Here is a 26,706-nt window from a genome sequence, read left to right as displayed (position 1 = left end):
ATGTCCCTTTTTTTGTGCAAAAGTCATACAGTTCTGAGAGGGTTAAATTACTGATTTTAAGCTTCTAATCCATTTAATAAAGCACAGACGCATGATAAGTTAGTCATAGCATGTTAACGGGTATTTATTTGTGCGCCTGCTATAATTGCAATCGGGACCGAAAAAAGTCGGTCTAAGTTGAGCCGAAGAATCACAGTAATAGGTAAATGTACTTTGTTTAAGGAAATTGAAGACCTGAGCGAGAGTCTGGTATTGATTGTTGAAGACTCAATGCTGACGCAAAAAGTCATCTCGTGTTTTTTAGAGGGGATTTGTTCGGTACATATGGTGACATCTGGTGAAAAGGCGATTGAATTTTGCCATGCTACACCGCCAGACCTGATCTTAATGGATTGGGTACTGGAAGGCATGTCTGGGGTAGAGGCTTGTAAACAGCTACAGGAAATGGAAGGGCTGTCTGACATTCCCATTATTTTTGTGACTTCCAACATTAGCGAACAGCAGCAAGACTTATGCTGGGATGCCGGCGCGGTTGACTTTATTCCTAAGCCCATCGTAGCCAAGACTCTGATTAACAGGGTAAAAACCCATTTAAAATACAAACAGCAGGCCGATACGCTCAAGCGCTACTCGTATTACGATGGCCTGACAAAAGTATTCAACCGGCGCTTTTTTGATATGGAAGGAGCGCGTCAGTTCAAACAGAGCGTCCGTCAGCAGCACACTTGCTCAGTGGTGATGCTGGATATCGATCACTTTAAGAAATTTAACGACCGATATGGTCATTTGAGTGGCGACGATGCACTTAAGGCCGTTGCCAGTGCGATTGATGGTCAGATACGCAGACCAATGGATGGGGTATATCGCTACGGTGGCGAGGAGTTTGCCATCTTACTACCAGACACAGAGCCTGACGGGGCAAAACAGCTTGCCGATCAATTTGTTGATGCCGTCAAAGCGCTGGACATTGTCCATGAAGATTCGGAGTTTGGGGTGGTTACTATCAGTGCGGGTGTTGCGAGTAATAACCGGGGTGAGCACTATCAGGATTTAGCGCAGCTGATTGCTGCGGCGGATGAAGCGCTCTACAACGCAAAGCACCAGGGGCGCAATCAGGCCTGTGTAGCAGAAAAAAAGGGCGCTTAGGCCCTTTTCAATTGAAAGTTAACATTACGGCTTAACCTGCCATGTTATATAGCAGTGCAGAGACAGCTAACAGACCAACTATCAGGATAAAATAGGTACCAAGATGATGACGGTACTTTTGTAGTGTTGGCACCTTAAAAATAGCAATGGTTGGCATGATAAAGAGGATCATAGCAATAATGGGTCCTGAGATGGCGCCCATCATATCCAGAATGCTGGGGTTCATTACCGCGCATACCCAAATAGCGATAAACATCAGGCCCACACCCAGTTTATCTATCAAACCCACAGATAAAGATGACTGCTTGCTCAGCAGACCGTTAAAGCTTTCGCGTGCCCCCAGAAAGTGGCCGAGGAAAGAAGAGGTAATGGCAATAAAGGCAACCAGCGGACCCAGCATGGCTATAAACGGGTTGTCATACACATTGGCAAGATAAGACAAAACAGACACATTGGCTTCTTTGGCTTCGCGCATTTGCTCCGGGCTTAGTGACAGTACGCACGAAAAGACAAACAGCAGCACGAAGACAATCAGCATGAGCGAGGTATTACGCAAAATGGCTTCGGCTTTGTGTGTGGCGTTGTGTGCATAATGACGACGCTGGACATTGGCAAAGCTTGAAATGGCTGCAGCATGGCTGAACGAAAAGACAATAATAGGTACAGACAGCCACAGGGTTTCACTCAGGGTTGCAATATCCGGTGTTGTCACAACAGGTGTTTGCCAGTGTGGGACCAGATACAGTGACAGCATAAGCAGGATGGCAACCAGTGGGTAGACCAGTAACGCAAAAGCACGTAATAACAGCTTTTCTCCACCCAGCATAATGGCAATCATGCCCGCAACCAGCAAGCCGGAGAGCAACACTCTGGAAGGCGATGCCATCTCCAGCTGATTGACCATAAAGCTGTCTACTGTGTTGGTCAGGCCAACACCATAAATCAACAAAATTGGGAAGATTGAAAAGAAGTAGAGCAGTGAGATTAAGCGGCCTGATGCTGCACCAAAATGCTCTTCAACGACGTCGGTAAAGTCACTATTTTTGTTTCTGGAAGAAAGTACAAATCGTGCAAGTCCTCGGTGAGCCAGGTAGGTCATGGGAAAGGCCAGTACTGCCATGATCATCAGTGGCCAGAATCCACCGATACCTATATTGATAGGCAGAAATAAAATTCCGGCGCCGACAGCGGTACCAAACAGGCTCAGAACCCAGTTGGTGTCATGCTGTGTCCAGCGACCCCGACTGCTTTGGCTCTGTGCATCAGCGAGTGCCGCTGTTGAGAGCCCTTCTGGGGTATTACTCATACTTGTTGTCCTATGATTAGAATTATATGCGCGCGGATGATATAAAAAATACGGCAGATATGCATGTTTTCGTCAGCACTCAGTCTGTATATGAGTAAATACTCAGCAGCGCTGGTCGAATGTTAGTCATATGACCACAGACAATGATAGATACCACCACTACATTTGACTTTGTAACTTTAAAAGGTACGATTAGGGTCGGAAAATAAGCTAGTATCATAATACAGAACATAGTATTTTAGTCTCTATATCATGCCCAGTTATCAAATACCGTCATGCGTCGTGCAGTTAATCTGATTGGGCTAGCAAGGTAAATCACGCTATGGAAATAATTAATCTTGATCCGCATCACCCGGAAGTGTCGCAGTTACTGAGAGACATAGATGCGTTGATGAATACATTGTACCCGCCAAGCAGTAACCAGCTGATCCCCGCCGATGAGCTAGCTGCACCGGATGTCTATTTTGTTGGGGCCAGAACAGAACAAACGCTGATGGGTTGCGGTGCGTTGGTGCCAAAAACAGATGGCGCCGGTGAACTGGCGTGTTATGCGGAGCTCAAACGTGTGTATGTGCAGCCGCCATATCGAGGGTTAGGCGTATCCAAACAGATTATGCAGTCGCTCATTGAGCATGCTCGGCGGTGCGGGTTCAAGGTGCTTAGGCTTGAAACTGGGATCCGGCAAACTGAAGCCATAGGACTCTATACCTCATTGGGCTTCATTCAATGTGAGGCGTTTGGCAGTTACGAGCCCGATCCGTTGAGCGTATATATGGAATTGCATCTTTCATAAGTGCGCATTTCTGTGCGGGCGTTGAGTCACATTTTTGCTATACTCCCGCGACGAATTTTTTGAGCTTTACACAATTATGTCCTTTGAATCTCTCGCCATTGCGCCGACCCTTTTAGATGGGCTTGCGGCGCTCGACTTTATCGAGCCGACGCCTGTTCAGGCACAAAGTATTCCCTTAGTTTTGGCAGGTCACGACTTGCTGGCATGTGCACAAACGGGGACCGGTAAAACCGCGGCGTTTATGTTGCCTATAATGACACAGCTGATAAGTAAACCGGCTAAAGGTGTCCGCGCTTTGGTACTGGCCCCTACTCGTGAACTAGCTCAGCAAGTGGCACAGCATGCCGGTGCTTATGCGGCTCATAGTGATTTGGTAACTGTTTGTCTGCATGGTGGAGCCAACATTGGGCCTCAAGAAAAAGCACTGAGAGAGGGTGCTGATATTGTGGTTGCCACACCCGGACGGCTGTTGGATCATTTGATCAAAGGCACATTAACGCTATCAGCGATAGAATATCTGGTATTCGACGAAGCGGATCGAATGCTTGATATGGGGTTTATGGGTGAAATACGCCGTATTATGCGCAAGATGCCATCTGAGCGGCAAACTTTACTGTTTTCAGCGACGGTTGATGAGGCCATTTTTAATCAGGTCAAAGACTGGTTGAAAGAACCCAAACGAATAGGCATAGAAGCTCAGAACCAAACCGCAGCTAAGGTCGAGCAAATTTTTTATGCGGTGGATGAAGAGCGCAAACGAGAGCTGATCGCACACCTTATTGGTAAGCAAAACTGGCATCAGGTGCTCATTTTTACACGCACCAAAAAGCAAGCTGATGACTACGCGAAAGAGTTAAATAAGGATGGTCTGAAGACGCAATCTATCCACGGCGATAAGTCTCAGGGGGCGCGGAATAAAGCGCTTGCACAATTTAAAGACGGCGAAATTAGAGTACTGGTTGCAACCGATGTGGCGGCGCGTGGTATTGATATTCAGCAACTGAACTACGTTATCAATGCGGAGCTACCTTACGTGGCTGAAGACTATGTACACCGTATAGGTCGTACTGGCAGGGCAGGAGAAGCGGGCACAGCGATTTCATTGGTCAGCATTGATGAGCAATGGTTACTGGAAGAGATTGAAGTGCTGCTGGATGAGCGCCTCACGCCACAGTGGTTAAGCGGTTATGAACCTGATCTGACCCGTGAGCCTAAAAATGAGCGACAAAACTCAGCCAAATCTCGCCGTCAACGTGATAAAAAACGGGTACTGGGTCAGCGTGGTAAGCGTCGGCGTTAATTGCTCGGATAATTATAGTAGCGGCACACTAATTTTTTGGTTGAGCTAAGGGTAATCTTAGCTCAACCTGGCATCCTCTTACCTCTTCAGATAGCTGGTAATTAGACAGCGATAACTGCCCGCCATGGTTTTGTACAATCTGTCGTGCAAGGGCCAGTCCCACGCCTGTTCCATGTTCTTTTGTGGTGTAAAGAGGAATAAACAGGTTGTCTGGGTTTTGGATACCAGGACCCAAATCACGTATCAGTATGGTCACGCTATTGTGAGTGTGCAAAAGTTGGCAGTCGATGGGCTTATCAGGAGCAGCTTCGACGGCATTTTTAAACAAATTGATCAAACACTGTTCCAACTGGGTCTGATCTAACATCAGCGTGGGCAATGGCTGTGCCTTGAATTGCACGGGATGGCCGATTAACGCTATCACCCCATTTAATATCTCGTTTAGCACACAGGGCACACGTTGTGGTGCAGGAAGCTGACTCAATGCCTTGTATCCACTTATAAAGCTGTGTAATCGTCTTGCGCGTTCAGCGATAATCGCGAGTCCTTCGTGGAGATCCTGCTTGTCCTCTTGGGGGGCTGAGAGTTGGCTGACCAGCTTAGTTAAAGTGGCAGACAAACTATTGATGGGTGCCAAAGAATTATTCACCTCATGGCTGAGTACTCGAACCAAATCCTGCCATGCTTTGTGTTCCTGACGACTGATCACCAGCTCAAGATCAGACAGAATATACAAAGTATGTTGTCTGGCCTGTTCCCTGAAGGAGTCTTTGAATAAATGCCAGCGAGTTGGCTGCTGGCGCAAGGTCAGGGTGACCAGATCGTGGTTGCAGGCGCTGTCCAGCGGCGCGAGCTGCAAAGCCTTCAGTGTTTGTCCACACAGCCGTGATTGCGACTGGGCTAGCAAACGTTCAGCTGCTGGGTTTGCCATGGTGATTCTGCTGTCAGAGTCGGTCGCAATGATCACCGCATCAACTTGTTTGAGGAGCTTTGCCATCAGCAGTTGATGTTCTTTGTAGTCGAAGCGGGCGGAAGCCAGGCTGTCGCAAAGCTGATTAATTTGACTTATCAGTAGTGCTTGTGGGCCTGTTGCGTTGGCTGATTTGGCGCGTAGTGTAAAATCGCCATGGTTGAGAGCTTCGATCAGATTACCAAATGAGATAAACTGCTCGCTGAGTTTGTCGTGAATTTTGTATAATGAGGCCAGAATCCCACAGCTTAGCAGTAGAATAATCAGTGCTTTGAGGTACAGGCTGATATCACTCACAGAAACAAAAATCAGCGCTGTGAGCCAGCTGGGCAGTAGTGCTAAGGAAACATAAATGAGTTGTTTGTATTCAAAACTCAGGCGCTTTGTCATAATTGATATTTCTCTAAGCGGCGATAAAATGCACTGCGGCTTAGTCCAAGGGACTTAGCTGCGGCCAGCGCATTGCCTTTGTGGTCCATCAGTCTGCGTTCAATCACCTTTTTTTCTATTTCGTCCAGTGTTCCCTCTGGCGACTCAGATTCATGCACTTGCGGGGGAACATGTGGTTGTGAGGGGGTTAGCATCAGGTGTTCTGTGGTGATTTTATTTGCTGCCAGCAGCGTTGCTCTTTCCATCGTGTGTGCCAGCTCTCTGATGTTGCCAGGCCATGGGTAAGTCATCAGTGTAAAAACGGCCTCCTGACTGAGTACTGGCACGTGCTTTTGTAAACGCTTGGCAGCCTGTTCGATAAATGCATTTGCCATAGGTTGAATATCTTCCTGTCTCTGGCATAAAGGTGGCAGGTCAATAACAAAGGTGTTGAGGCGATAGAACAGGTCCTGGCGAAAACGCTGTGACTGAACCATGTGTGCGAGATCTGCATTGGTGGCGCTAATCAATCTGAAATCAGCCTCCTGGGTTTTACTGCTGCCCAGTCTTTCAAATTGGCGCTCTTCCAGTAAGCGTAATAGCTTGGCTTGCTGTGATAGAGGAATATTGCCAATTTCATCTAGAAACAAGGTGCCCTCGCGCGCCAGCTCAACCCGTCCTATTCGTTGTGATTTGGCATCGGTAAATGCGCCTTTTACGTGACCAAATAGCTCGGATTCAAACAGGGATTCGCTGACGGCACCCATGTTCAGAGAGACAAAGCGATGTTCACTGCGAGTGCTCATTGCATGAATGTGTCTGGCGAGCAGGCTCTTTCCGGTACCATTGGGGCCGGTGATTAGTATGTTTATATCTGTTCTGGCAACTTGCTCAATCTGAGCCATCAACTTTTGCATGGCGGCAGAATGAGTTATCAGAGGGGGTTGGCTGTCAGCCAGAGATGCCTTCAGGCTGGCATTTTCAGCACTTAGGAGCTGATTCTGGTGGCGCTCAGCACGCAGTTTAAGCTGGTTTATAATAATGCTGTGTAGCCGCTCATTTTCCCAGGGCTTTTGAACAAAATCTCCGGCACCGGCTTTCATCACTTCTACGGCGATTTCAATACTGGCCCAGCCGGTCATGCACACGATGGCCAGGGTATCGTCGAGCTCGTGCAGGCGCTGTGTCAGGGCAATACCTTCCTGCCCGGAAGTGGTATCGGCACCATAGTTAAGATCGATCAGAGCAAGATCAATGCGCTGTGACTTAATAAAATATTCGGCTTCTGACGGTGAGCTGGCGGTGCTGACCTCAAAGCCTTCACTTCGTAAAAACAGGCGCAAGGCGCTAATGATGCTGCGATCATCATCGCAGATCAGTATATGTGACATAGGTTCTTCTTTAATTCTTATTAATCCAAGTTAGTGTAGAGTGTTTGAATTCGGCCCACAAGCACAGTGGGCCGCTGTAACGCTATTCGTCACGCAGAGCCGCGGCAGGCTCAAGCCTTAATGCTGCGTTGACGGGAACCATAATGGCAGCGAGGATGACAGTAGCAATTAAGAGTGGCACTCCCAGTGTGATGAGGGGGTGGCTCTGGGCCAGGCCGGCCTGAGTCATCAGATTGACCAAAGCAAACCCCGCTGGTAAGCCAAACATCAACCCAACTCCCAGCTGTTTACTTCCTTGCCAGATAAAGTGGATCAAAATTTCGCTATCACTGGCGCCTAACGCACGACGAATACCGACCTCTTGTTGCTTTTGTGCAATTGCATTGGCCATGACCGCATAAATCCCGCTAAAGGCAATAACCATTGAGGCAAGCGCAAACAAAGTGAATACTTTACTGACAAAGTTCATCCCGGCGACGCGTTCAGCCACAGCAGGCTCTATGGACATGACACGATAAGGGGGGACGCTTGGATCTGCTTTGAGTGCAGCGCGTTCAAGCGCTTGGCGAATACTGGCCTGCTTGCCTTTGCCTTGTATGGCCAGATGCATATAACTGCGTGGCATCTGCTCGAAAGGCACGAAGGTTGTGGTGCGAATTAAATTATTACCAGTCGGTTGACCCAGTATCACGTCATTGACGACACCTACGATGGTAAACCAGTCATCCCCTTGTTCAACGTACCGGATCCGTTTGCCCAGTGCAGAGCCCGCAGGGAAAAACTGACTGGCAAATGATTGGGTCACGATAACAACCTTTGGGGCATCCTTGTTGTCCTGGTTATTGAATCGACGCCCCGCTATTAAAGTCACATCCAGCATCTCGAAAAAATTATTCGCGATCACATTTAAGTTTGCTGCCGGGTACTGCGCCATACGGCCGTAGTCTTGTCCCTCAATGGCAAAGTTATTGTACGCCCCCCAGGTGTGTGCCATTGAACTGGCCATAGTCACCTGATCAATTTCGCTCTGTTGTAGAATCAGGGTACTGAGCGTAGAGAAATACTGTCGCCGACTGTCTTCGCTTTCGTAACCCAGATCCGGTAACTGAACTCTCGCGGTTATGTAGTTTGTTGTACGCATACCGTAGTCGGCCCGGTTAATGGTATCAATGCCATTAACCATTGCCGCCGAGACCATAATTAAGGCACAAGAGAGTGCAACTTCCAGAGCGACAATCAGTTTACTAAGACGGGCATTTTTCTGGCCTTGCGCACCTCGTGTACCATCTCGTAATACTGTATTGATATCCGTGCTGGTGGCACGCCAAGCTGGCAGTAATCCGGTGAGCAGGGCAGTTGCAATGACAATAGCAAACGCCACTAACAGACTACTTTGGGTAAAATTTGCATGCCACCAGTAGGGCATTTCAATAGGCATGGCTGTGGCAAAGTAGTTAACTGATACCTCCACTCCCCATCCCGCCAGCAGTATGGCGAATGTGCCAGAGAGCACAGAGATCAATGTACTTTCTATCAACATTTGCTTAATCAGCGTGGCCCGTGGAGCACCCAGCGCACTGCGGATTGCGGTTTCTTTGGTGTTTTCCAGTGCCCGAGAAAGTAGCAGATTACCCACATTCACACATGCGAGTAACAGGATCATAAAGACTGAGATATACATTGTAGCGACAATTTGTGTACCGCCACTGCCGACCAGTTCATCCTGAAAAGTCCAGACATGACCCAGCACGTTGGAATTGAGCTGTGGATGTGCTTGTCTGAGTTGATTGAAGTATTGTGCCACTTCCTGAGCCAGTTCGGCACGCTCAGTACCCGGCTTCAGTCTGGCATACATGGCGACATAGGGGGAGTCTTTGCGATCGAGCCCCTGAGTTGAGAGTGAAAATGGTAAGTATAGTGTTGCGTCTGACGGGAAGCGGTAGCCCTGCTCAGATACGCCTATGATCGTATGCGCTGTACCATTGACGGTCAGTGTTTTGCCAACAACGTTTGCGTCACCTGCAAATAGTTCTTGCCACAGGGCATACCCTAGTACTACGACTTTGTCTTGGCCTGGTAACATGTCGGCGTCGCTGAGTAAGCGACCAAGGACAGCGCGCCCTCCAGAGAGGCTAAACAGCTCAGGAGTAACTAGGTGAGCACGGTAGCGCAGCGCCCGGTCACCAGTACTCAGGTTAGCACCACGAATGGCAAAAGCGTCGACGGCATCTACCGTGGTAAGGCGTTGCTTGAGCTCCAGATACTCATGCAGTCTAACAGAGGGCCCGTCATAAATGGTGCCGTTGCTATTGATGGTGATCCGCACCATACGTTCGCCGCCGCTAAAGGGCAGTGGTGCCTGAATTGTAGATTGGATAAAACTGAACATGTAAATGCACAATGCCAGACCTGTGGTCATAACAAACAGGGTCAGTGCTGTAAATCGTGGGGCCTTGAGCAACCGTCTGAGTGTATATTGGATATCTTCAATCATTATCTTGATCCTTAAGCGACAACACTGTTTTGAGCGGCGCGGGTATCAGAAATGATCCGTCCGTCAAACACTTCTATAATACGCTCAGCACGCTGTGCGCCTCTGGGGTCATGCGTAACCATACAAATCGTTGCGCCTTCGTGGTGCAGCTTATCCAGTAGCGTCATAACCAGCTCGGCATTTTTTGAGTCCAGATTCCCGGTTGGTTCATCCGCTAGGATGATTGCCGGATCTCCGGCAATGGCTCGTGCGACCGCAACTCTCTGTTGCTGCCCACCGGATAGCTGGCCAGGGTAGTGGCTAGTCCTGTGTCCCATATCCACTTTTTTCAGGGCATTCATCGCCATGGTTTCGCGTTCCTGTCTGCTGAGTGTTTTGCGATAGCGAAGCGGTAGCGCCACGTTTTCCAGTACGGTCAGGTCACTGATAAGGTTAAATGACTGGAAAACAAAGCCGATATCCTGATTGCGGATGGCAGCTCGTTGTTTATTGCTGAGGCCTGTAACCTGCTTACCATTTAGTTCATAGCTACCTGAGCTGGTGCTGTCGAGTAAGCCCAGTATTGACAGTAAGGTTGATTTTCCACATCCAGATGGGCCAGATATGGATACGTACTCGCCTTGTTCTATAGTTAGATTGATATCGCTTAGGGCATGTGTTTCAACGTCTTCTGTAGTGAACACTTTTTTCAAATTTTTCAGTGTAATAAGCGCCGTCATGAGGTGATTCCTGATTGTTTTTAAGGGTTGTAAACTAATGCAGCGCTATGCTGCTATGATGTGCAAATTGTTCCTGATCTGACACTATGATGGTGTCTCCTGCCTGTAACCCTGCTAAGATTTCTATTTCCATGCTGGAAGCCTTGCCAAACTGTACTTGGGTTTTATTGGCAAACTGTTGCGCCGCATCCAGTTTAAGTATGTTCATGGTCTGATCCGGTTGTGAAAATGCCGGGCGTTTCACGTACAGAGCATCATTCAAGTGACGAATGATAATCGCTCCATCAATGGATAAGTCGGGTCGGGCTTCATTTGGCAAATCACCGAGCAGCTCAACATCTACCTGTACCGTGCCGTTAACCACAGCGGGGTCAATGCGTGTGACTTTGCCCGTAATAGTATTAAAGCGCGTGTCAATTTCAACGGACTGACCCAGTGCTATGTTTGCAGCTTGGATCTGTGGCACTTTCAACTCTGCAATGAGCTCATCAGCGTGAGCAAACTTGGCAATGTTTTGACCTAATGCCACTCGTTGGCCAAGCTCCAGAGGCATTGCCTGAACGATACCATTGAGCGGGGCTGTGATCTGTAAGGATGTTAGCTGAAACTGCGCTTGCTCAATGGCTTTATGCAGTTTTGCCAGACGTGCACTGCGTGCTTTATAACTGGCCTGAAGGTTCTTTGCTAATTGTAGCTGGCGACTTTTATCTATCCTGAGTGTTTGTGCAAGCTGAGTAACGGTTAATTTGGAGTCTTCATAGTCCAACCTGGATACCGTTGCATTACCTTGTTTGATCAAATCTTCTTCTGCATCAAGACGCAGTTTGGCTTTGTCATATTGCATTTGCGTTCTGAGCAATAGTGCCTGCATTTCCAGCTTTTCCGATTGGTGGCTGACGGCGAGCGCTTCGAGCTCTGCCTCCAGTGCCGTGTATTCCCAGTTTAACTCATCCAATTGTTGTTTTAGCTCTGGGTTACTTAATTCGACTATCAGGTCCCCGGCGTTAACTTCTGCACCTGGCTTTACAAGGATCCGCTCAACTTTACCGGTTACATTACTTGCAACCCAGCGAATATCTTCTGGTACCAGCGTACCAGGGGCTGCAACTTTAATACTGAATTCTCCGCGTTGCACCATGGCCGTGAGCAGGGTGCCCCGTTCGACGCTGAACGCGCTAAACTGCTGTTGGCTTATAACGAACAGCAGGGTGAGAAAACCAAATAGTGTAGCGACAATGAATGTGATCTTATGCTTGTACCAGGCTTTGCGTTGCTTTTTAACTATATCCATGGGTAAACTCCGGTCTGAACTTAGCCACATATGATCAAGCTTTGTGCCAAAAGATAAAGTGTATAATTATCATGTTCTTATTTGCTGTATTGTAAATGTGCGGCATCACTTCACTGAAGTTGAGTCCCATTTTTGGGATGTCAGAATGAGATGGCAGTCCCAAAACTGGGATGAAGCAGGCAAGGCAGACAGGAGTTAACTTATGAGAGAAATTCAGTGGCATATTCATCAGGGTAGCATTGAAGACATGCTGGTGGTTGAGCAACAGATCCCTGAGTTTTCAAACCCCAAGACTCGGGAGGATATCCTTCAGAGGCTGGCTGGGCGAAAATATCTGGCGTTAATCGCCAGCTGTGATGGTCAGCCGGTTGCCTATAAACTTGGTTATGAGCAGGCTCCGCAACAATTTTACAGTTGGCTTGGGGCCGTAGTCCCAGTTTGTCGCGGCAAGGGTATCGCGCGCGCACTATTACTTGAGCAGGAACGTTGGTGCCGTGAGCAGAACTTCACTCACATTGAAGTTAAGACAATGAATCGTTTTAAAACCATGATACAGATGCTGGTAAGCCATGACTATCACATTGCAGAGCTGATTCACCCGGTAGTACCGACGGACACATTACTGGATGTTCAGATCCGGTTTCGTAAGGTACTTGAGCGCCCGTGCGCATCAAAGTATTGATTAAGCCCTAACGCCGCAAAGATAATCGCACTGCCCAGTCCCAAAGTGACCAAATCCGCAGTGCGATTCCAGATCAGAATATTTACCAGGATCCCGGCTGGGATCAACACATTGTTCATGACTGCCAGTGCCCCAACCGATACCAAAGTGACACCTTTGTTCCAGACAAAATAACCCAGTGCAGATGCAATAACGCCCAGGTAAATCAGGATCCCCCATTGCTGCGGGGTTGCAGGCAGCCTGTTCAGGTCTCCAAACAAAGCAAAGCTCAATAAAGAGACGAGCAACGCACCAACAAAGAAAAAGCCAAAACTCTGATGATGTATTAGCGTGTGTTGCTCAGCAAGGCGTTTGTACAAAACCTGTCCCAGTGCAAAACACAGATTGGCGCCCTGCACGATGAAAAAGCCCAGCCAGAAGTCTGGGTTAGGTGTTGTGAGGCGGATCACGACAGCGCCAAGTGTGGCCAGCAGTGCAACCAATAAGTAGCGAGCATTGAAGCGCCCTGCAAACATGTCATTGAGCAAGGTGATGTACACAGGTGTCATAACGGTAAATAAAAGTACTTCGGGCACGGACAGGAATACAAAAGCGTGGTAATAGAAACCGTACATAACACCTATCTGGATAGCACCTATTGCCATTAAGCTAAGCATCACGGGACGAGCAGTTTGTTGCCAGCGAATAAACGGCAAGAAAACCAGAGCTGCCAGAGCAATGCGACTTAGTGCCGCAAACCATAAGTCAACGGAACCTGCCAGATAGACGCCGATCAGGCTGAATGAAAATGCCCACACCAGGGTGATAAAAATCAAATGATACATATTCAGGTACGTAATTCAGGATAGCAAGATGTGCAGGATCATACCGCAGCAGGAGTTGATTAATCTAATGAAAACAGAGAATAACAGAAACCAAGTGACTGTTGGCTGGCTGCTTTAAGCAACTTTGATTAAGTTCGCTGCAACTTGTTTGAGCAAGTAAGGAATGAATCATCGAAAATTACGAATTAACAGAACGTAATAATATGATTTTATTTTATAGCGGGCGAGCTACAATGACCTTGTTTTCACATTTATCCCTTCATGATTACCCATGATGTGTGTTAAGGCCGCTTTATGCGGCCTTTTTTTTGCCCGTCTATTCTGTTCAGCTGCGCCTAACCTGCCTACCCTTAAGATAACACTTTTCAACAGACAGTACTTTATTGTCTTTACCAACTGTAAAAGGAAAAAGGTATGCGTACAATTCCATTGCTGATGTCGGTTGTTTTATCTGTGTTGCTGAGTGCCTGTGCGTCCATGGGACCGGGCGACGCCGCACAAAAGCGCGCCGAAATCCATAAAATGAAACGAGAAACCCTGACAAAACTGTATAGTAAAAAACCAGATATCCGTGCGCAGTTGAGTAATGCGCCGGGTTATGCGGTATTTTCCAATGCGAATCTGAACATCATTTTTGTCGCGGCCGGTACAGGCTATGGGGTGGTGGAGGATAATATCGCGGGCAAGTCAACCTACATGAATATGGCCGAAGGGGGAGTTGGGCTTGGTCTGGGTGCCAAGGACTATCGCATCGTGATGGTGTTTCACACTAAAGCGGCAATGAAACAATTCGTCGAGTCGGGCTGGACATTTGGTGGCAACGCTGATGCGGCGGCTAGAGCTGCTGATAAAGGGGCGTCCATCGAAGGTGAAGTTTACTATGGAGATGTCACCGTTTATACGTTTACCGAAAGTGGTTTGGCATTGCAGGCGACCATCAAAGGCACCAAGTTCTGGAAAGATAAAGAACTGAACTGATTGGCTTACGCTCAGCTGGCTTATCAGGCCGGCTGACAAATTTGCTTACCAATTGTCACAATTGTACTGGTTTTAACTCGCCGCTCAGGCGTTACACTGACAGCAGATGAAAAACCAAGGAAGCAATATGATCTTAGTGCTTGGCGCAAGTGGCGCGACGGGTAAGCTGGTTGTTGAACAGTTGCTGTCGGCGCAGGAGCCAGTCAGAGTGCTGGTACGAAAGTGCAGTACTCAACTGGCATGGTTTAAAGCTAACCCTCAACTGGATGTCAGAGTCGGTGATATCGCTGAGCTTAGTACAAATGAACTTAATGCCTTGGTATCGGGCGTACAGACGGTGATTTGTTGTCTGGGACATAGGCCAACGTTTCAGGGCATTTATGGCCCGCCGCGCCGTTTGGTGCGTGATGCTGTGCGCAATGTATGCAAAGCAATCGATAAGAGTCATGCCCACACTCAGGTAAAATTCATTTTGATGAACAGTACCGGATGTCGCAATGAGCTGCTGAATGAACGGCCATCTTTGGCACATCGAGCGGTAGTTGCATTACTCAGATTATGTCTGCCACCTCATCCGGACAACGAAGCCGCCGCACGGACCCTGCGTGCGTACTCGACCATCGAAACAGGGGTTGACTGGGTGGTCGTTCGTCCAGATTCACTGATTGATGAGCCTGAGGTGAGTGCCTACGTCATCCACCCATCTCCAATAAGAGATGCCATTTTTAACGCCGGGCAAACCAGTCGTATTAATGTTGCCCATTTTATGTGTCAGTTGGCACTGGACTCAGGCTTATGGCTACAATGGCAGGGTCAGTCTCCCGTACTCTACAACCAAAGCCAGCCTTAGTAGTCAATCGTGGTTTTATAATCGTACCGAAAACCGATTGAAATGGAGTCGAAATCATCACCATTAACAAACGACTTGTTAAGGTATTCCAGGTGCACCCTGAGTACCTTGATTGGGCTCCATTCCAGGGTGACGTTAAACCCATCAAAGCTGCCAGCTGCGGGGTCTGAATCCTGAAAACCATCATCAAAATCAAAATACCCAGCTTTCAACTTGTAGGCTTTGGCCAGCTGATAAGCGAATGATAAATCAAAGGTATGACCGTTGCGATCGGCGCCTGGAGCACGCCTGTCATAGTTTTTGTCCTGATAGGCAACCGCTGCGTAGAAGCGGGGTGTAAACTGATAAGCCAGTGAGGTCGCCCAGAGATTGTTGTCTCCAAGCTGGATATCATCTGCATAGACATCATTTTGCTGATAAGTGATTGCTGCATGCAAATCGTTGGCATCATAACTCAGGCCCACATTGACCAAGTCGTCAGAGTTGCTGCCAGACTCACCATTAAACTGTGCAACGGCAACAAAAGTAAAGGGGCCGGGAGTGAGCCGATAGCTAACAAGATTGTCAACAAAGAACAGGCTTTCAGGGTCATAGGCGAACGGACTGTTAGCATGGTTGAAGATATCAACGTATTCGGCGATGAATAAATACTGCGCGGGTCTTTGCTTGCCAATACCAAAGCGGCCTACGGGTGTGTTCAACGCTGTATAGGCTCGCCGGGAGCGACCAAAATTGCCTTCATTTGCAACGTCAATACTCCATTCACCATGCAGCTCAGCACTCCAGTCTTCGTCGAATTCGTGCGTTACTTTGAGGCCTGCGTGAGACAGAGCATCACGTACGTCCCAATTGTCCTCGCCATTAGTCTCAAGGCGGCCATAAGTCGGGCGCATAGTGGCATAGACATCTAGTTTACGCTTTTCTTCCTGGACTGTTTCCGTAGATGTGCGAGCTGGCTTGTGCTTGTCTGCGGCCTGACTTGAGATCTGGGTGTCAGGCTTAGATGCTTGCTTTGTTGTCGGTGGGTTTTGGTTTTCGAAGCGGGCCTTCAAAGCCCGTAGTTGTGCTTCCAGAGCTTCGATGTCAGCCATTGTGACAGGACGTTCTGAACTAGCGTAAGTGCTGGCCATTGGGATGCACAGTGTTACCAGGATAGCTTTAGCTACAGAGGAGATCGCGTTTTTCATAGCAAATTACCAAATTTGTTGCGTTAGTTGCGATAAATCGAATTATAGACAACACTTTGGCAAAGGGTGATTTTATTTGGCCTAAATTATATGAAAATCCGCAGCAAATTCTCTTTGGCATCGGCGCTTCTTATCTTTGTGATCATATTGGTGATCAGTATTACCACTTACTGGCTGGTCAATGCTTCTATGAATAAAAAAACCACCGCCTATGTGAGCGATTCCGCACAGTTACTGGCGCTGGGTATTGACAACTGGCTGGCCGAAAAAGCCGCTCTAATTAGATTGCTGCGCAGCCAGATTGAAGCCGATTTTAGTCCGGACCAGTTTCAAAAGGGGCTTGAATCACCCTATTTTAAAGAAGCTTTTTTACTGGCGTTTGGCACTTTAAGTAACGAGTCTATTTTAAGGTCTAACAATCCAAACCGGCAAAACCCGCCGGACGTAGATTTTCGGGAACGTGGTTGGTATAAGCTGGCCAGAGACAAAGGCAAAACCGTGTTCACCAGTCCATATACGGATGCTGCAACTGGCGAACTGTTGCTCTCTGTGGTGGCACCTATTAATTCGGGCGGCCAGTTTCGCGGTGCCATTGGCGGAGACCTTAGTCTGGATACCATCGCCAAAAGCGTCAATGCAGTGAACTTTGACGGCACAGGTTATGCCTTTTTGGTAGACAGCAAAGGAACCATCGTTTCTCACCAAAATGCCAAACTCAATGGCAAGCCGCTGAGTGCTTTATCTCCTCAATTACATAAATCAGCTGAGCAGACCTTGTTGGAAGTGACAGTAAAAGGGGAGGCGAAGCTACTCTACTTTTATCCTTTGTCCCAGCAATACGGTACCGACTGGTATCTGGCGGTCTTGCTTGATAAAGCACTGGTGTTTCGCGATCTGAGAGAATTGTCTATGAGCACTCTGATACTGGCTGTGGTGGCGATCCTGCTTGGGGCATTTCTGAGTCGTGCATTGGCAATTCAGCTACTTAGGCCATTGAAAGACCTCAACGATGCGATCACCAATATTGCGTCAGGTAGCGGCGACCTGACGCAGCGTGTACGCATAAAACACCAAGATGAGTGTGGTAAAGTGGCACAGGAATTTAATCAATTTCTGGGATCTTTGCATAGTCTGGTAACGGATGTGAAGCAGCGGGCTGATATGGTGGTGGCCAGTTGCGACGAAGCGAGAACGTTGGCAAATCAGTCCAGCTCACAGCTGACTGAGCAGGTGCAACATATTGAAGGGCTGGCAACAGCGATGCACGAAATGAGCACTACCTCCAGCGAGATTGCAGGTAGTGCGCAAAACGCGGCGACGTCAATTACCTCCGTCAACGAAAAAGCCGCACAGGGTCAACAAGTATTTCAGAAGACACGAGGCGAGATTAGTGCTTTGGCGGATGAAATAAACACCTCCCACGAAATGAGTACTCAGCTGGCTGAATACAGTCAGAGCATTGAAAACATCTTATCCGTCATCAACGGCATTGCGGAGCAAACAAATCTGCTGGCGCTCAACGCCGCTATTGAAGCAGCCCGTGCAGGTGAGCAAGGGCGGGGTTTTGCTGTGGTTGCTGATGAAGTGCGCTCACTGGCGACCAAGACGCAAGAGTCAACTACCGAAATTAAGTCCATGATAGAGCAGATCCAAGCATCGTCAATACAGGTACAAAGTGCGATGGGCAGCAGTCGCGATAAAACTTTGCTCTGTGTGGAGCAAACTGAGCAGGCCACGGGTATGCTTAATGAGATATCCGAAGCCGTAAAAGACATCATGGATCGTAATATTCAGATCGCAACGGCCATAGAAGAACAAAGTGTAGTGATTGAGGAAATAAACAAAAATACCTCTAATATCAATGATATTAGCGTGGAAGTTGGCAGCTTTGCAATTCGTCAGTATGAGTCCAGCAAAGTGTTGGCACAGCATGCTCATGAACAAGAGGGGTTGTTGTCGAAATTCACGCTTTAGCTTGGCTGCGGCAAGTTGTACACTTGCCGCATAACCAATAGAGTAAATGAGTCAATTTTGGACAACAACAAGAACATATGGGTAGATGCAGATGCATGCCCTGTGGTGATCCGTGAGATTCTGTTTCGTGCTGCAGCCAGAACCCAGATGCCTGTCACATTCGTCGCTAATCAATATATCAAAACGCCGCCGTCTCCTTATATTCACAAGCTACAGGTTAGCAGTGGTTTTGATGTCGCTGACAACGAAATTGTACGCCGTATGAGCGCGGGTGATTTAGTGATCACCAGTGACATTCCGCTTGCGGCAGAAGCTATAGAGAAAGGCGGACTAGCACTGAGCACGCGTGGTGAAGAATTTACTCGGGAAAACATCCGCTCCCGACTGAATATTCGCGATTTTATGGACACTATGCGAAGCAGCGGCATGGTCAGCGGCGGCCCGCCTCCACTGGGGCAGGCTGAAAAACAACAGTTTGCCAACAGCCTCGACCGCTGGTTGCAACAAAACAAAGCCTAAGCTCATAGTCACCGACTCACCCCTAGTCGGTGACTTACTCGCTTGGTCGTTATGTCATATCGGCATGCATAACTTTGGCCCAGACGTCAACAAAGTCTTGTACAAATTTCTCGCGGTTATCGTCTTGTGCATAAAACTCAGCATAGCTACGTAATACGGAGTTAGAGCCGAATACCAGGTCGACGCGCGTTGCCGTCCACGCTACTTTCCCGCTTTGACGGTCAATCAATTGATAAGTGTGCTCATCCTTAGGCTGCCACTGGTATTGCATGTTGGTCAGTGTAACAAAGAAGTCGTTGCTTAATATTTCAGGCTGATCAGTAAATACACCATGTTGCGTGGCACCATGATTGGTGTTAAGTACACGCATGCCACCCAATAGCGCCGTCATCTGTGGGGCTGTTAGTCCCAGCAACTGGGCCCTGTCCAGCATGAGCTCTTCCGGGCTCACCTGATAGGGCGCTTTTAACCAGTTACGGAACGCATCATGCAGCGGCTCGAGGACGGCAAACGCCTCGATATCTGTCATTTCGTCGGTGGCGTCACCCCGTCCGGGTGTAAAAGGCACCTGAATATCGAAACCAGCCGCTTGTGCGGCCTGTTCAACAGCAAGGTTACCTGCCAGCACCAGCGTATCTGCCAAGCTGGCATTGTGTTGCTGTGCGATTGGGGTGAGGGTAGCCAGTACTTTGTTTAGTCGTACTGGCTCGTTACCGGGCCAGTCTTTTTGTGGCGCAAGGCGAATACGTGCACCGTTGGCACCGCCACGCCGGTCTGAGCCGCGAAACGTTCGCGCGCTGTCCCATGCTGTCGCAACGCGCTCTGCAATACTCAGGTTGCAGGCAGCGATGGCTTGCCTGAGCGCCTGAAGGTCGTAGCTGGTATTACCTGCAGGGACCGGATCTTGCCAGAGACTGGTTTCCTTTGGTACATCTGGTCCTATATAACGCGATACCGGACCCATGTCTCGGTGCGTAAGTTTGAACCAGGCCTTTGCAAACACCTTAGAAAAATATTCCGGGTCATCATAAAAACGTTGTGAAATTTTACGATAGGCTGGGTCTACTTTCATCGCCATATCGGCGTCCGTCATAATTGGACTGTGGCGCTTTTGAGGGTCGGCGACATCAGGATATTTATCTTCTTCTTTCACATTAATGGGCTGCCACTGCCAGGCGCCTGCCGGGCTCTTTTTTAGTTCCCATTCATAGTTAAGCAACAAATGAAAGTAGCCGTTGTCCCAGCGAGTCGGCTCGCTTGTCCAGGCACCTTCCAGCCCGCTGGTCACCGCATGTTTGCCAGTGGCGCCGTCTTTGAGCCAGCCTAACCCCTGAGCCTCCAGAGCTGCTCCTTCGGGCTCGGGGCCGAGTGCCTGTGCATCGCCATTACCATGGCACTTGCCTACCGTGTGACCACCTGCGGTAAGTGCAACGGTCTCTTCGTCGTTCATGGCCATGCGGGCGAATGTTGTACGCACATCTTCGGCCGTTTTTTGTGGGTCTGGCTGACCGTCGACTCCCTCCGGGTTGACATAAATCAGGCCCATCATCACGGCAGCAAGTGGGTTATGCAGCTCCCGTTCACTGTGATAGCGGCTGTTGTCTCCGTCGCTGGTTGCCAGCCATTCAGATTCAGGGCCCCAGTAAATGTCTTTTTCAGGGTGCCAAATGTCTTCGCGGCCAAATGCAAACCCGTAGGTTGCCAAGCCCATAGATTCATACGCTACGGTTCCCGCATAGGCGATTAGGTCAGCCCAGCTCAGTCGGTTTCCATATTTTTGTTTAATCGGCCAGAGCAGGCGGCGAGCCTTATCCAGATTGGTATTATCGGGCCAGGAGTTAAGCGGCGCAAATCTGAGATTCCCGGTGCTGGCACCGCCACGGCCATCGGCAATTCGATAAGTCCCTGCGGCGTGCCAGGTCATGCGGATCATCAATCCACCGTAATGCCCCCAGTCTGCCGGCCACCAGGGCTGACTGTTGGTCATCAGCGCAAGTAGATCTTTTTTAAGCGCGTCAAAATCGAGTTGTTTGACGGCTTCGCGATAGCAAAAGTTCTTATCCATTGGATCAGTTTTGCTGTCGTGTTGGTGCAGTATGTCGAGGTTCAGTGTCTTGGGCCACCATTTTGGCTGTGCCAATTGATCTGTTGTGGGGCTGTTATGTAGTATCGGACAGGTGCCAGAGCGGTCGTTTGCTTGCATTGCTGTGTCTCCTTTCAAGTCACGGCGTGTTGGACTGCGCTGATTAAATACGGCTGTTATCAGGCGACGGGCTATAGATTATAGTCAAAACATGATTAAGTTGAGTAAATTTCATACGCAAGTTCGGGTAGTTAAGATCACAAAGCCTGATCCCATCCATGCAATTACCCAAGTGCGCCAGCACACCAAACAGGAGAGAATATGATAAGAAAAATGACACAAAGCGATTTTCAACAATTCTGGCCAACCTTCAAGACGGTGATTGAGCAGCAGGAGACTTACGCTTTTGACCCTGACATGTCGCAACAAGCAGCTTATGCGCTATGGTGCGAAAAAGTAGACTGCGCTTATGTTATGGTTGAAGAAGGTGAGATACTGGGAAGCTACTATTTGAAACCCAATGCGATGGGTCCGAGTAATCATATTTGTAACTGTGGTTATATGGTTGCGACCCGGGCAAGAGGCAAAGGGGTTGCCCGGACTTTGTGTGAACACTCGCAAAATGAGGCTAAAGCACGAGGCTACCTGGCTATGCAGTTCAATTCTGTGGTTGCGAGTAATCAGGTAGCGGTACAGTTGTGGCAGCGCCTGGGGTTTAAAATAATTGGCACAATTCCAAAGGCTTACCGCCATCCTGACCTGGGTTTCATTGATAGCCATATCATGTATAAATGGCTCGACTAAAAATAATAATGTTATTTCATATCAACATGATAGGGTAACAAGAGGCATTGACATCGCCTCCTGGCCAGCCTATATTGCTGGCAACTTAATAAACCGTGAGAAGGTAAGTTGCGTTTACTACAGGGTCTGCTCAGCATAATTATGATGTTACTGATTGGCGTGCAATCGGTGACTGCTGCTGTCGATCCCGGCAACTTTCATCAACCTGATCAGGAACACCTGCAAACTAAACATGTTCATGATGACGCCTATTCTGCTTCAGACAGGCTTATTTTTGATGAGCAGGGACATGTGATCTCCGATTGTCACCATTGTGGCCATTGTAGTGGCAGCCATACTATCTGGATGTCAGCCAGGCTTGCTATGGTGTCCGGTCTCATCAATTCCGACCCTGCCTTTTTACCCAGCGACACTCAGGTTCGCCGACGAATTGAATCTCAGTTTAGACCTCCCATCGCATAACTCTGTTTCTCTCTGATCGTATTCAGATCAGCCTTATTTTTTGTCGTTTGACGGATTGCTTCCGTGTGCCTGTTGCTATGTGACAACGGGGCGGTGCAATGAGTCAGTCTCACTTTTGCCTGAAACAGACAGGCTGTGGCTTGCAGGCAGTTTCAGATGCGTGACAAGCCACGCGTTAAGAGGTTTAGATAACCATGAACAAACGTATTTTTAGCTATGCAGCTGGATTACTATTGATATCACTGAGGGTCAATGCTGGATTAAGCGCCGATCCGGACCACAACCATGCCGAACAACACCGGCCTGCCGGCACTGCTGATGCTGCGCAGCCTCATGCACAAAGTGTGATGCTTAATCAGGCCCAGCAGACAAAGATCAACCTTAAGCTGGAGACAATCCAGCCAGCGTATGAACACATTCCACTTTATGCGCCGGGCGAGCTCAAAGCCAACAGTTACACCAGCTACGTGGTGACACCGCGGATTGACTCCGTGATTGAGCGCCGTCATGCCGTGTTGGGTCAGATAGTTGAACCGGGCGATAAGCTGGTTACCTTATTTAGCCAGGATATGGCACAGGCGCAGGCTGACTACCTGATAGCAGCCAGTGAGTGGCAACGGGTAGCGCGTTTGACCAGTGCGAGTCTGAGCGAAAGCCAGCAGGTTGTCGCGAAGGCCCAGTTTAAGGCCACGCAGGGCAAGTTGCTGGCGATGGGGATGAGCCTGTCTGATATCAGCCGGTTACAAGAGACTGAGGCTCACTCACTGGGTATCTATACCTTGTCCGCACAGCGCAGCGGGATTGTCCTGGCGGATAACTTTGAGCAGGGCCAACGCTTTGAGCCGGGCGAGGCCATCATGCAGCTCGCCGATGAATCAACTTTATGGGTTGAAGTCAGGTTAGCAGCCACACAGCAGGACCCGATCAATACCCATACGCGTGTTGAGATTGAACACAATCTTCGTCGCTACCCGGCAAAGGTGATCCAGCAAGGGCATACACTGGATCCACTTACGCGTACTCGAATTGTTCGCCTGCAAGTAGACAATCCGGACGATACGTTACATGCAGGGATGTTTGTCAGTGCATTTTTTATGTTTAACACTGCCAGCCCAGTTATTACTGTGCCTGAATCAGCTCTGGTGCGCGACACTGCGGGCAAGTGGCAGGTGTTTGTGGAGCATGAGGCAGGTGAGTTTGTTGCTACTCCTGTTGTACGTGGCGAGTTGATCGAGGGTAGGGTGATAATTGAACCTGCGTTGCCCTCGCAAGCGATTGAGGCGGGCACACGGGTGGTTATTGAAGGTGCATTCTTTGTTGCCTCCGAATTGGCAAAAAGTGGCTTTGACCCACATAACCACTAAGGACGCACAAGATGTTAGACAAGCTAATAAAAGGTGCAATTATACACCGTGCCCTGGTGCTATTTTTAGCACTCATTATTCTGACTGGGGCGCTTTGGCAAATACCTCGCCTGAATCTGGATGCTTTTCCGGATGTAACCAATGTTCAGGTAACCGTAAACACTGAAGCGCCAGGGTTGGCGGCACAGGAAGTTGAGCAGCTGATCACTTACCCTATTGAAGCCGTAATGTATGCGCTGCCGGATGTTGAACAGGTACGCTCAGTGTCGAAAACCGGATTGTCTGGAGTGACAGTGGTCTTTAAAGAAGGGACTGATATTTACTTTGCCAGGCAGTTGGTGTTTGAACGGCTGCAGGCCGCCCGTTCACTGATCCCTGACTCTGTGGGTATCCCAGATATGGGCCCGAATACCTCTGGCTTGGGTCAGGTTTATCAATATCTGCTGGTGGCTGAACCCGATTCAGGCCTTGATGAAATGGCGCTGCGTGGAATCAACGATTGGGTGGTTAAACTTTTACTGATGCCGGTAGAAGGGGTGACAGACGTGCTGTCATTTGGAGGGCAGGTTAAACAATATCAGGTGGATCTGGACCCTGCGCGCTTGTTGGCATATGAGTTAACTCAGGCTCAGGTGCAGCAAGCCTTAATGGACAATAATCGCAATGTAGGTGGCTGGTATCTCGACCGAGGTCAGGAGCAACTGGTGATCCGTGGAGTTGGTTGGTTTGCAAGTGGCGAGCCAGGCTTGGCACAAATTCGGCAGGTCCCCGTCAAGACAGAGCATGGGACTGTGGTTCGAGTAAGTGACGTTGCACAGGTCAAATTGGGGGTGAGATCCGTCAGGGAGCGGTGACCATGACACAGCGTGATCATACAGGTAAGCAACAGCCCCTGGGTGAAGTAGTCAGTGGTATTGTGCTTAAACGTATCGGGGCCAATACCAAAGCGACAATTGATGGGATCAACAAAAAAGTAGTGCAGATCAACCGAGTGCTGCCTCCGGGTGTGAAATTTGTGCCTTTTTACGATCAGAGTATGTTGATCGAAAAGGCTGTTAGCACAGTAACCCAGGCGCTTTTGCTGGCATTTGTGTTTATTGCAGCGGTGTTAATCTTATTTCTACTTAATCTGCGCGCGGCAATCCTGGTGATACTCTCGGTGCCTGCGGCAATTGTTCTGGCGCTAGGGCTTATGTCTGTGCTGGGAATGTCGGCAAACTTGATGTCGTTGGGTGGGCTGGCAGTAGCCATTGGTATGCTGGTGGATGGCTCAGTGGTTATGGTCGAGCGCATTTTGCAACGACATTCCTGCCAGTTGGCACCCTCCGGTGGGGAGAACAGGTCGTTTCATGAACTGGTGACCTTAGCTGCAATGGATGTCGCCAGACCTATCTTTTTTGCTTCCTCGATTATCCTGCTGGTTTTTTTGCCTTTGTTTTCCTTCGAGGGCGTTGAAGCCAAGCTCTTCGTACCCATGGCTATCAGCATTATGCTGGCCATGGTTTGTGCCGTTGTGATTGCTCTGCTGGTGGTGCCGCCTTTAGCCTGCTATTTGTTGCAAAGCCGCAAACCGGGACGGCACAATGTGATGTTAGCAAAAGTGGAAGGGCACTATCGACAGTTACTGACACAAGCACAGCGAAACGGAAAAGCATTGCTTATGGCCACCTCGGCTCTATTTATATTTGCAGTATATACATTGGGACAAATTGGCACTGAGTTTGTTCCTGAGCTGGAAGAAGGGACCTTGAATTTACGTGTAACGCTGGCACCGTCTGCCAGTCTGGAAACGGCTTTGTCTGTTGCGCCTAAACTGGAGCAAACGTTATTAGAGTTTGAAGAAGTCACTTATGCATTGAGCCGAATTGGTCGTGCGGAGGTCGGTGGCGATCCCGAGCCGGTCAACAACATTGAAATCTATGTTGGGCTCAGGCCTGTTGAACAGTGGAAAAATGCGCACACAAGGACTGCTCTACAAGAAAAAATGGCAGCAGCACTTGCCGTTCACCCTGGTTTGCTTTTCAACTTCTCTCAGCCGATAGCAACTCGCGTTGATGAGTTGCTATCGGGCGTTAAAGCTCAGCTAGCTATTAAACTGCTCGGTCCGGATTTAACCGTGTTGATGCAAAAAGGAGAGGAGCTTGAACATTTAGTTCAGGGCGTAACTGGCACAGTGGATGTTGCGTTGGAGCAGCTAAGTGGAGAGGCTCAATTAGTGATCACACCAAACAGGCAAGCTTTGTCGCGTTTTGGACTCTCTGTCAGAGATGTAATGGAGTTGGTCAGCAGTGGCTTAGGGGGTAATACGGCGGGTCAGGTTGTAAAAGGGAATGAAAGATATGATATTTACGTCAGACTGACTGAACCTGCCAGACGCAATCCTGCTGTAATAGAATCTTTGAGACTTCTGTCCCCCTCAGGTGCCTGGGTCAGCCTAAAAGAAGTGGCAAATGTAGAGTTTGCGTCAGGCCCGGTACAGATCCGCCGCGATGATGTGCAGCGCAGAATAGTTGTGCAGGCCAATGTGTCTGGCAGGGATATGGGCAGCGTTGTCGAAGATATCAGAGCAAAGATTGACGGTGCGTTATCACTTCCTCCAGGTTACAGTATTGAGTTTGGCGGTCAGTTTGAAAGTCAGCAACGTGCCCAAAAAAGGTTAGCGCTCGTTATTCCCTGTGCCCTGTTGTTAATGGCCCTGTTGCTGTTCGTGACCTTTAATTCCGCAGGTCAGGCTGCTCTTGTAATGATGAGCATTCCGTTGGGCGTGATTGGTGGTGTCTTTTCTTTATATTGGTCAGGGCAATACTTATCCGTACCGGCTTCTGTAGGGTTTATTACTTTGTTTGGTGTGGCAGTATTAAACGCGGTGGTACTCGTGGAGAGCATTAATCGGCGCATTGCCTCAGGAGAGGACCTATCTACTGCAATACAAGAAGGTGCCGTGTCTCGATTACGCCCGGTACTGATGACTGCGCTCACCTCTGCATTGGGATTAATGCCAATTCTGTTGTCCACGGGGGTAGGCTCAGAAGTTCAGAAACCTTTAGCTAGCGTTGTTATCGGTGGCCTGTTTACTTCAACCTTGCTCACGTTGTTTGTATTACCCATCTTATTTGAACGATTCAGTACCAAACCGTAACGAGTGAGGCTGACTAAGGTTAGTCATGGTTAGAAAGCCGATACAGAGGGTCGGCTTTCCT

At 48.9% G+C, this 26,706-nt stretch carries 20 protein-coding genes and 1 pseudogene; 12 read left to right on the top strand and 9 right to left on the bottom strand.

All coding sequences use genetic code 11. The features are described 5' to 3' along the window. Window positions 1-213 precede the first annotated feature (213 nt). Window positions 214-1,146: a diguanylate cyclase gene (locus tag ELR70_RS17140; protein ID WP_054017050.1), complete on the top strand. Its 933-nt coding sequence runs from the start codon at window positions 214-216 to the stop codon at window positions 1,144-1,146. A 31-nt stretch (window positions 1,147-1,177) separates the two neighbouring features. Here ELR70_RS17140 and ELR70_RS17135 read toward each other — a convergent pair whose 3' ends face one another. After that, window positions 1,178-2,452, bottom strand: a complete 1,275-nt coding sequence (locus tag ELR70_RS17135; protein ID WP_054017049.1) for an aromatic amino acid transport family protein — start codon at window positions 2,450-2,452, stop codon at window positions 1,178-1,180. A 322-nt stretch (window positions 2,453-2,774) separates the two neighbouring features. Here ELR70_RS17135 and ELR70_RS17130 point away from each other — a divergent pair, with 322 nt between their 5' ends. Beyond that, complete coding sequence (locus ELR70_RS17130; RefSeq protein ID WP_054017048.1) at window positions 2,775-3,245, top strand: GNAT family N-acetyltransferase; 471 nt, start codon at window positions 2,775-2,777, stop codon at window positions 3,243-3,245. 76 nt (window positions 3,246-3,321) lie between these two features. Then, window positions 3,322-4,545: a DEAD/DEAH box helicase gene (locus tag ELR70_RS17125; RefSeq protein WP_054017047.1), complete on the top strand. Its 1,224-nt coding sequence runs from the start codon at window positions 3,322-3,324 to the stop codon at window positions 4,543-4,545. A 28-nt stretch (window positions 4,546-4,573) separates the two neighbouring features. Here the strand turns inward: ELR70_RS17125 and ELR70_RS17120 are convergent, their stop codons facing one another. The 5 genes from ELR70_RS17120 to ELR70_RS17100 all read right to left on the bottom strand — a co-directional run bounded on the left by ELR70_RS17120 (window position 4,574) and on the right by ELR70_RS17100 (window position 11,779). Continuing rightward, entirely contained in the window at window positions 4,574-5,905 is a 1,332-nt protein-coding gene (locus ELR70_RS17120) for an ATP-binding protein (RefSeq protein ID WP_054017046.1), read from the bottom strand. Beyond that, entirely contained in the window at window positions 5,902-7,275 is a 1,374-nt protein-coding gene (locus ELR70_RS17115; RefSeq protein WP_054017045.1) for a sigma-54 dependent transcriptional regulator, read from the bottom strand. Before ELR70_RS17115 ends, ELR70_RS17120 begins: the two co-directional genes overlap by 4 nt. A gap of 82 nt (window positions 7,276-7,357) precedes the next feature. Beyond that, entirely contained in the window at window positions 7,358-9,769 is a 2,412-nt protein-coding gene (locus ELR70_RS17110) for an ABC transporter permease (protein WP_054017044.1), read from the bottom strand. Window positions 9,770-9,780: 11 nt separating this feature from the next. Continuing rightward, on the bottom strand, window positions 9,781-10,488 hold the full coding sequence (locus ELR70_RS17105; RefSeq protein WP_054017043.1) for an ABC transporter ATP-binding protein: 708 nt from the start codon (window positions 10,486-10,488) through the stop codon (window positions 9,781-9,783). Between the two features lie 34 nt (window positions 10,489-10,522). After that, window positions 10,523-11,779, bottom strand: a complete 1,257-nt coding sequence (locus tag ELR70_RS17100; protein ID WP_054017042.1) for an HlyD family efflux transporter periplasmic adaptor subunit — start codon at window positions 11,777-11,779, stop codon at window positions 10,523-10,525. Between the two features lie 202 nt (window positions 11,780-11,981). Here ELR70_RS17100 and ELR70_RS17095 point away from each other — a divergent pair, with 202 nt between their 5' ends. Then, a complete protein-coding gene (locus tag ELR70_RS17095) occupies window positions 11,982-12,461 on the top strand; it encodes a GNAT family N-acetyltransferase (RefSeq protein ID WP_054017041.1) in 480 nt (159 codons plus the stop codon). Here the strand turns inward: ELR70_RS17095 and ELR70_RS17090 are convergent. Continuing rightward, window positions 12,410-13,285: a DMT family transporter gene (locus tag ELR70_RS17090; protein ID WP_054017040.1), complete on the bottom strand. Its 876-nt coding sequence runs from the start codon at window positions 13,283-13,285 to the stop codon at window positions 12,410-12,412. The two genes, ELR70_RS17095 and ELR70_RS17090, sit on opposite strands and share 52 nt — an antisense overlap. A 414-nt stretch (window positions 13,286-13,699) precedes the next feature. On the opposite strand from ELR70_RS17090, the gene ELR70_RS17085 reads away from it, so the two are divergent. Together ELR70_RS17085 and ELR70_RS17080 are read left to right on the top strand one after the other, a co-directional pair. Further along, a complete protein-coding gene (locus tag ELR70_RS17085; RefSeq protein ID WP_054017039.1) occupies window positions 13,700-14,263 on the top strand; it encodes a YSC84-related protein in 564 nt (187 codons plus the stop codon). Between the two features lie 127 nt (window positions 14,264-14,390). After that, window positions 14,391-15,113, top strand: a complete 723-nt coding sequence (locus ELR70_RS17080; protein WP_054017038.1) for an NAD(P)-binding oxidoreductase — start codon at window positions 14,391-14,393, stop codon at window positions 15,111-15,113. Here the strand turns inward: ELR70_RS17080 and ELR70_RS17075 are convergent. Continuing rightward, window positions 15,110-16,300 (bottom strand): porin, encoded by a 1,191-nt coding sequence (locus ELR70_RS17075; RefSeq protein WP_054017037.1) that lies wholly within the window; start codon window positions 16,298-16,300, stop codon window positions 15,110-15,112. The genes ELR70_RS17080 and ELR70_RS17075 overlap by 4 nt on opposite strands. Before the next feature lie 90 nt (window positions 16,301-16,390). Here ELR70_RS17075 and ELR70_RS17070 point away from each other — a divergent pair, with 90 nt between their 5' ends. After that, on the top strand, window positions 16,391-18,274 hold the full coding sequence (locus tag ELR70_RS17070) for a methyl-accepting chemotaxis protein (RefSeq protein WP_054017036.1): 1,884 nt from the start codon (window positions 16,391-16,393) through the stop codon (window positions 18,272-18,274). Between the two features lie 57 nt (window positions 18,275-18,331). After that, complete coding sequence (locus ELR70_RS17065) at window positions 18,332-18,793, top strand: YaiI/YqxD family protein (protein WP_054017035.1); 462 nt, start codon at window positions 18,332-18,334, stop codon at window positions 18,791-18,793. A 49-nt stretch (window positions 18,794-18,842) separates the two neighbouring features. Here the strand turns inward: ELR70_RS17065 and katG are convergent, their stop codons facing one another. Beyond that, the gene (gene katG, locus ELR70_RS17060; RefSeq protein WP_054017034.1) at window positions 18,843-20,996 is read right to left on the bottom strand and encodes a catalase/peroxidase HPI; all 2,154 of its coding nucleotides are present in this window, start codon (window positions 20,994-20,996) and stop codon (window positions 18,843-18,845) included. Window positions 20,997-21,197: 201 nt separating this feature from the next. On the opposite strand from katG, the gene ELR70_RS17055 reads away from it, so the two are divergent. The 4 genes and pseudogenes from ELR70_RS17055 (at window position 21,198) to ELR70_RS17040 (ending at window position 26,645) form a co-directional block, all read left to right on the top strand. Further along, window positions 21,198-21,680 carry a GNAT family N-acetyltransferase gene (locus ELR70_RS17055; protein ID WP_054017033.1) on the top strand — a complete coding sequence of 161 codons (483 nt, stop codon included), beginning with the start codon at window positions 21,198-21,200 and terminating at the stop codon, window positions 21,678-21,680. Window positions 21,681-21,821: 141 nt separating this feature from the next. Beyond that, on the top strand, window positions 21,822-22,142 hold the full coding sequence (locus tag ELR70_RS17050) for a hypothetical protein (RefSeq protein ID WP_128064647.1): 321 nt from the start codon (window positions 21,822-21,824) through the stop codon (window positions 22,140-22,142). A 194-nt stretch (window positions 22,143-22,336) separates the two neighbouring features. Continuing rightward, window positions 22,337-23,506, top strand: a complete 1,170-nt coding sequence (locus ELR70_RS17045; RefSeq protein WP_054017031.1) for an efflux RND transporter periplasmic adaptor subunit — start codon at window positions 22,337-22,339, stop codon at window positions 23,504-23,506. A gap of 11 nt (window positions 23,507-23,517) precedes the next feature. Beyond that, window positions 23,518-26,645: pseudogene (locus ELR70_RS17040) on the top strand (CusA/CzcA family heavy metal efflux RND transporter). Window positions 26,646-26,706 lie beyond the last annotated feature (61 nt).

Source organism: Pseudoalteromonas sp. R3 (assembly GCF_004014715.1).
Classification (GTDB): Bacteria; Pseudomonadota; Gammaproteobacteria; order Enterobacterales; family Alteromonadaceae; genus Pseudoalteromonas.
This window is presented reverse-complemented; position numbering and strand designations above follow the sequence as displayed.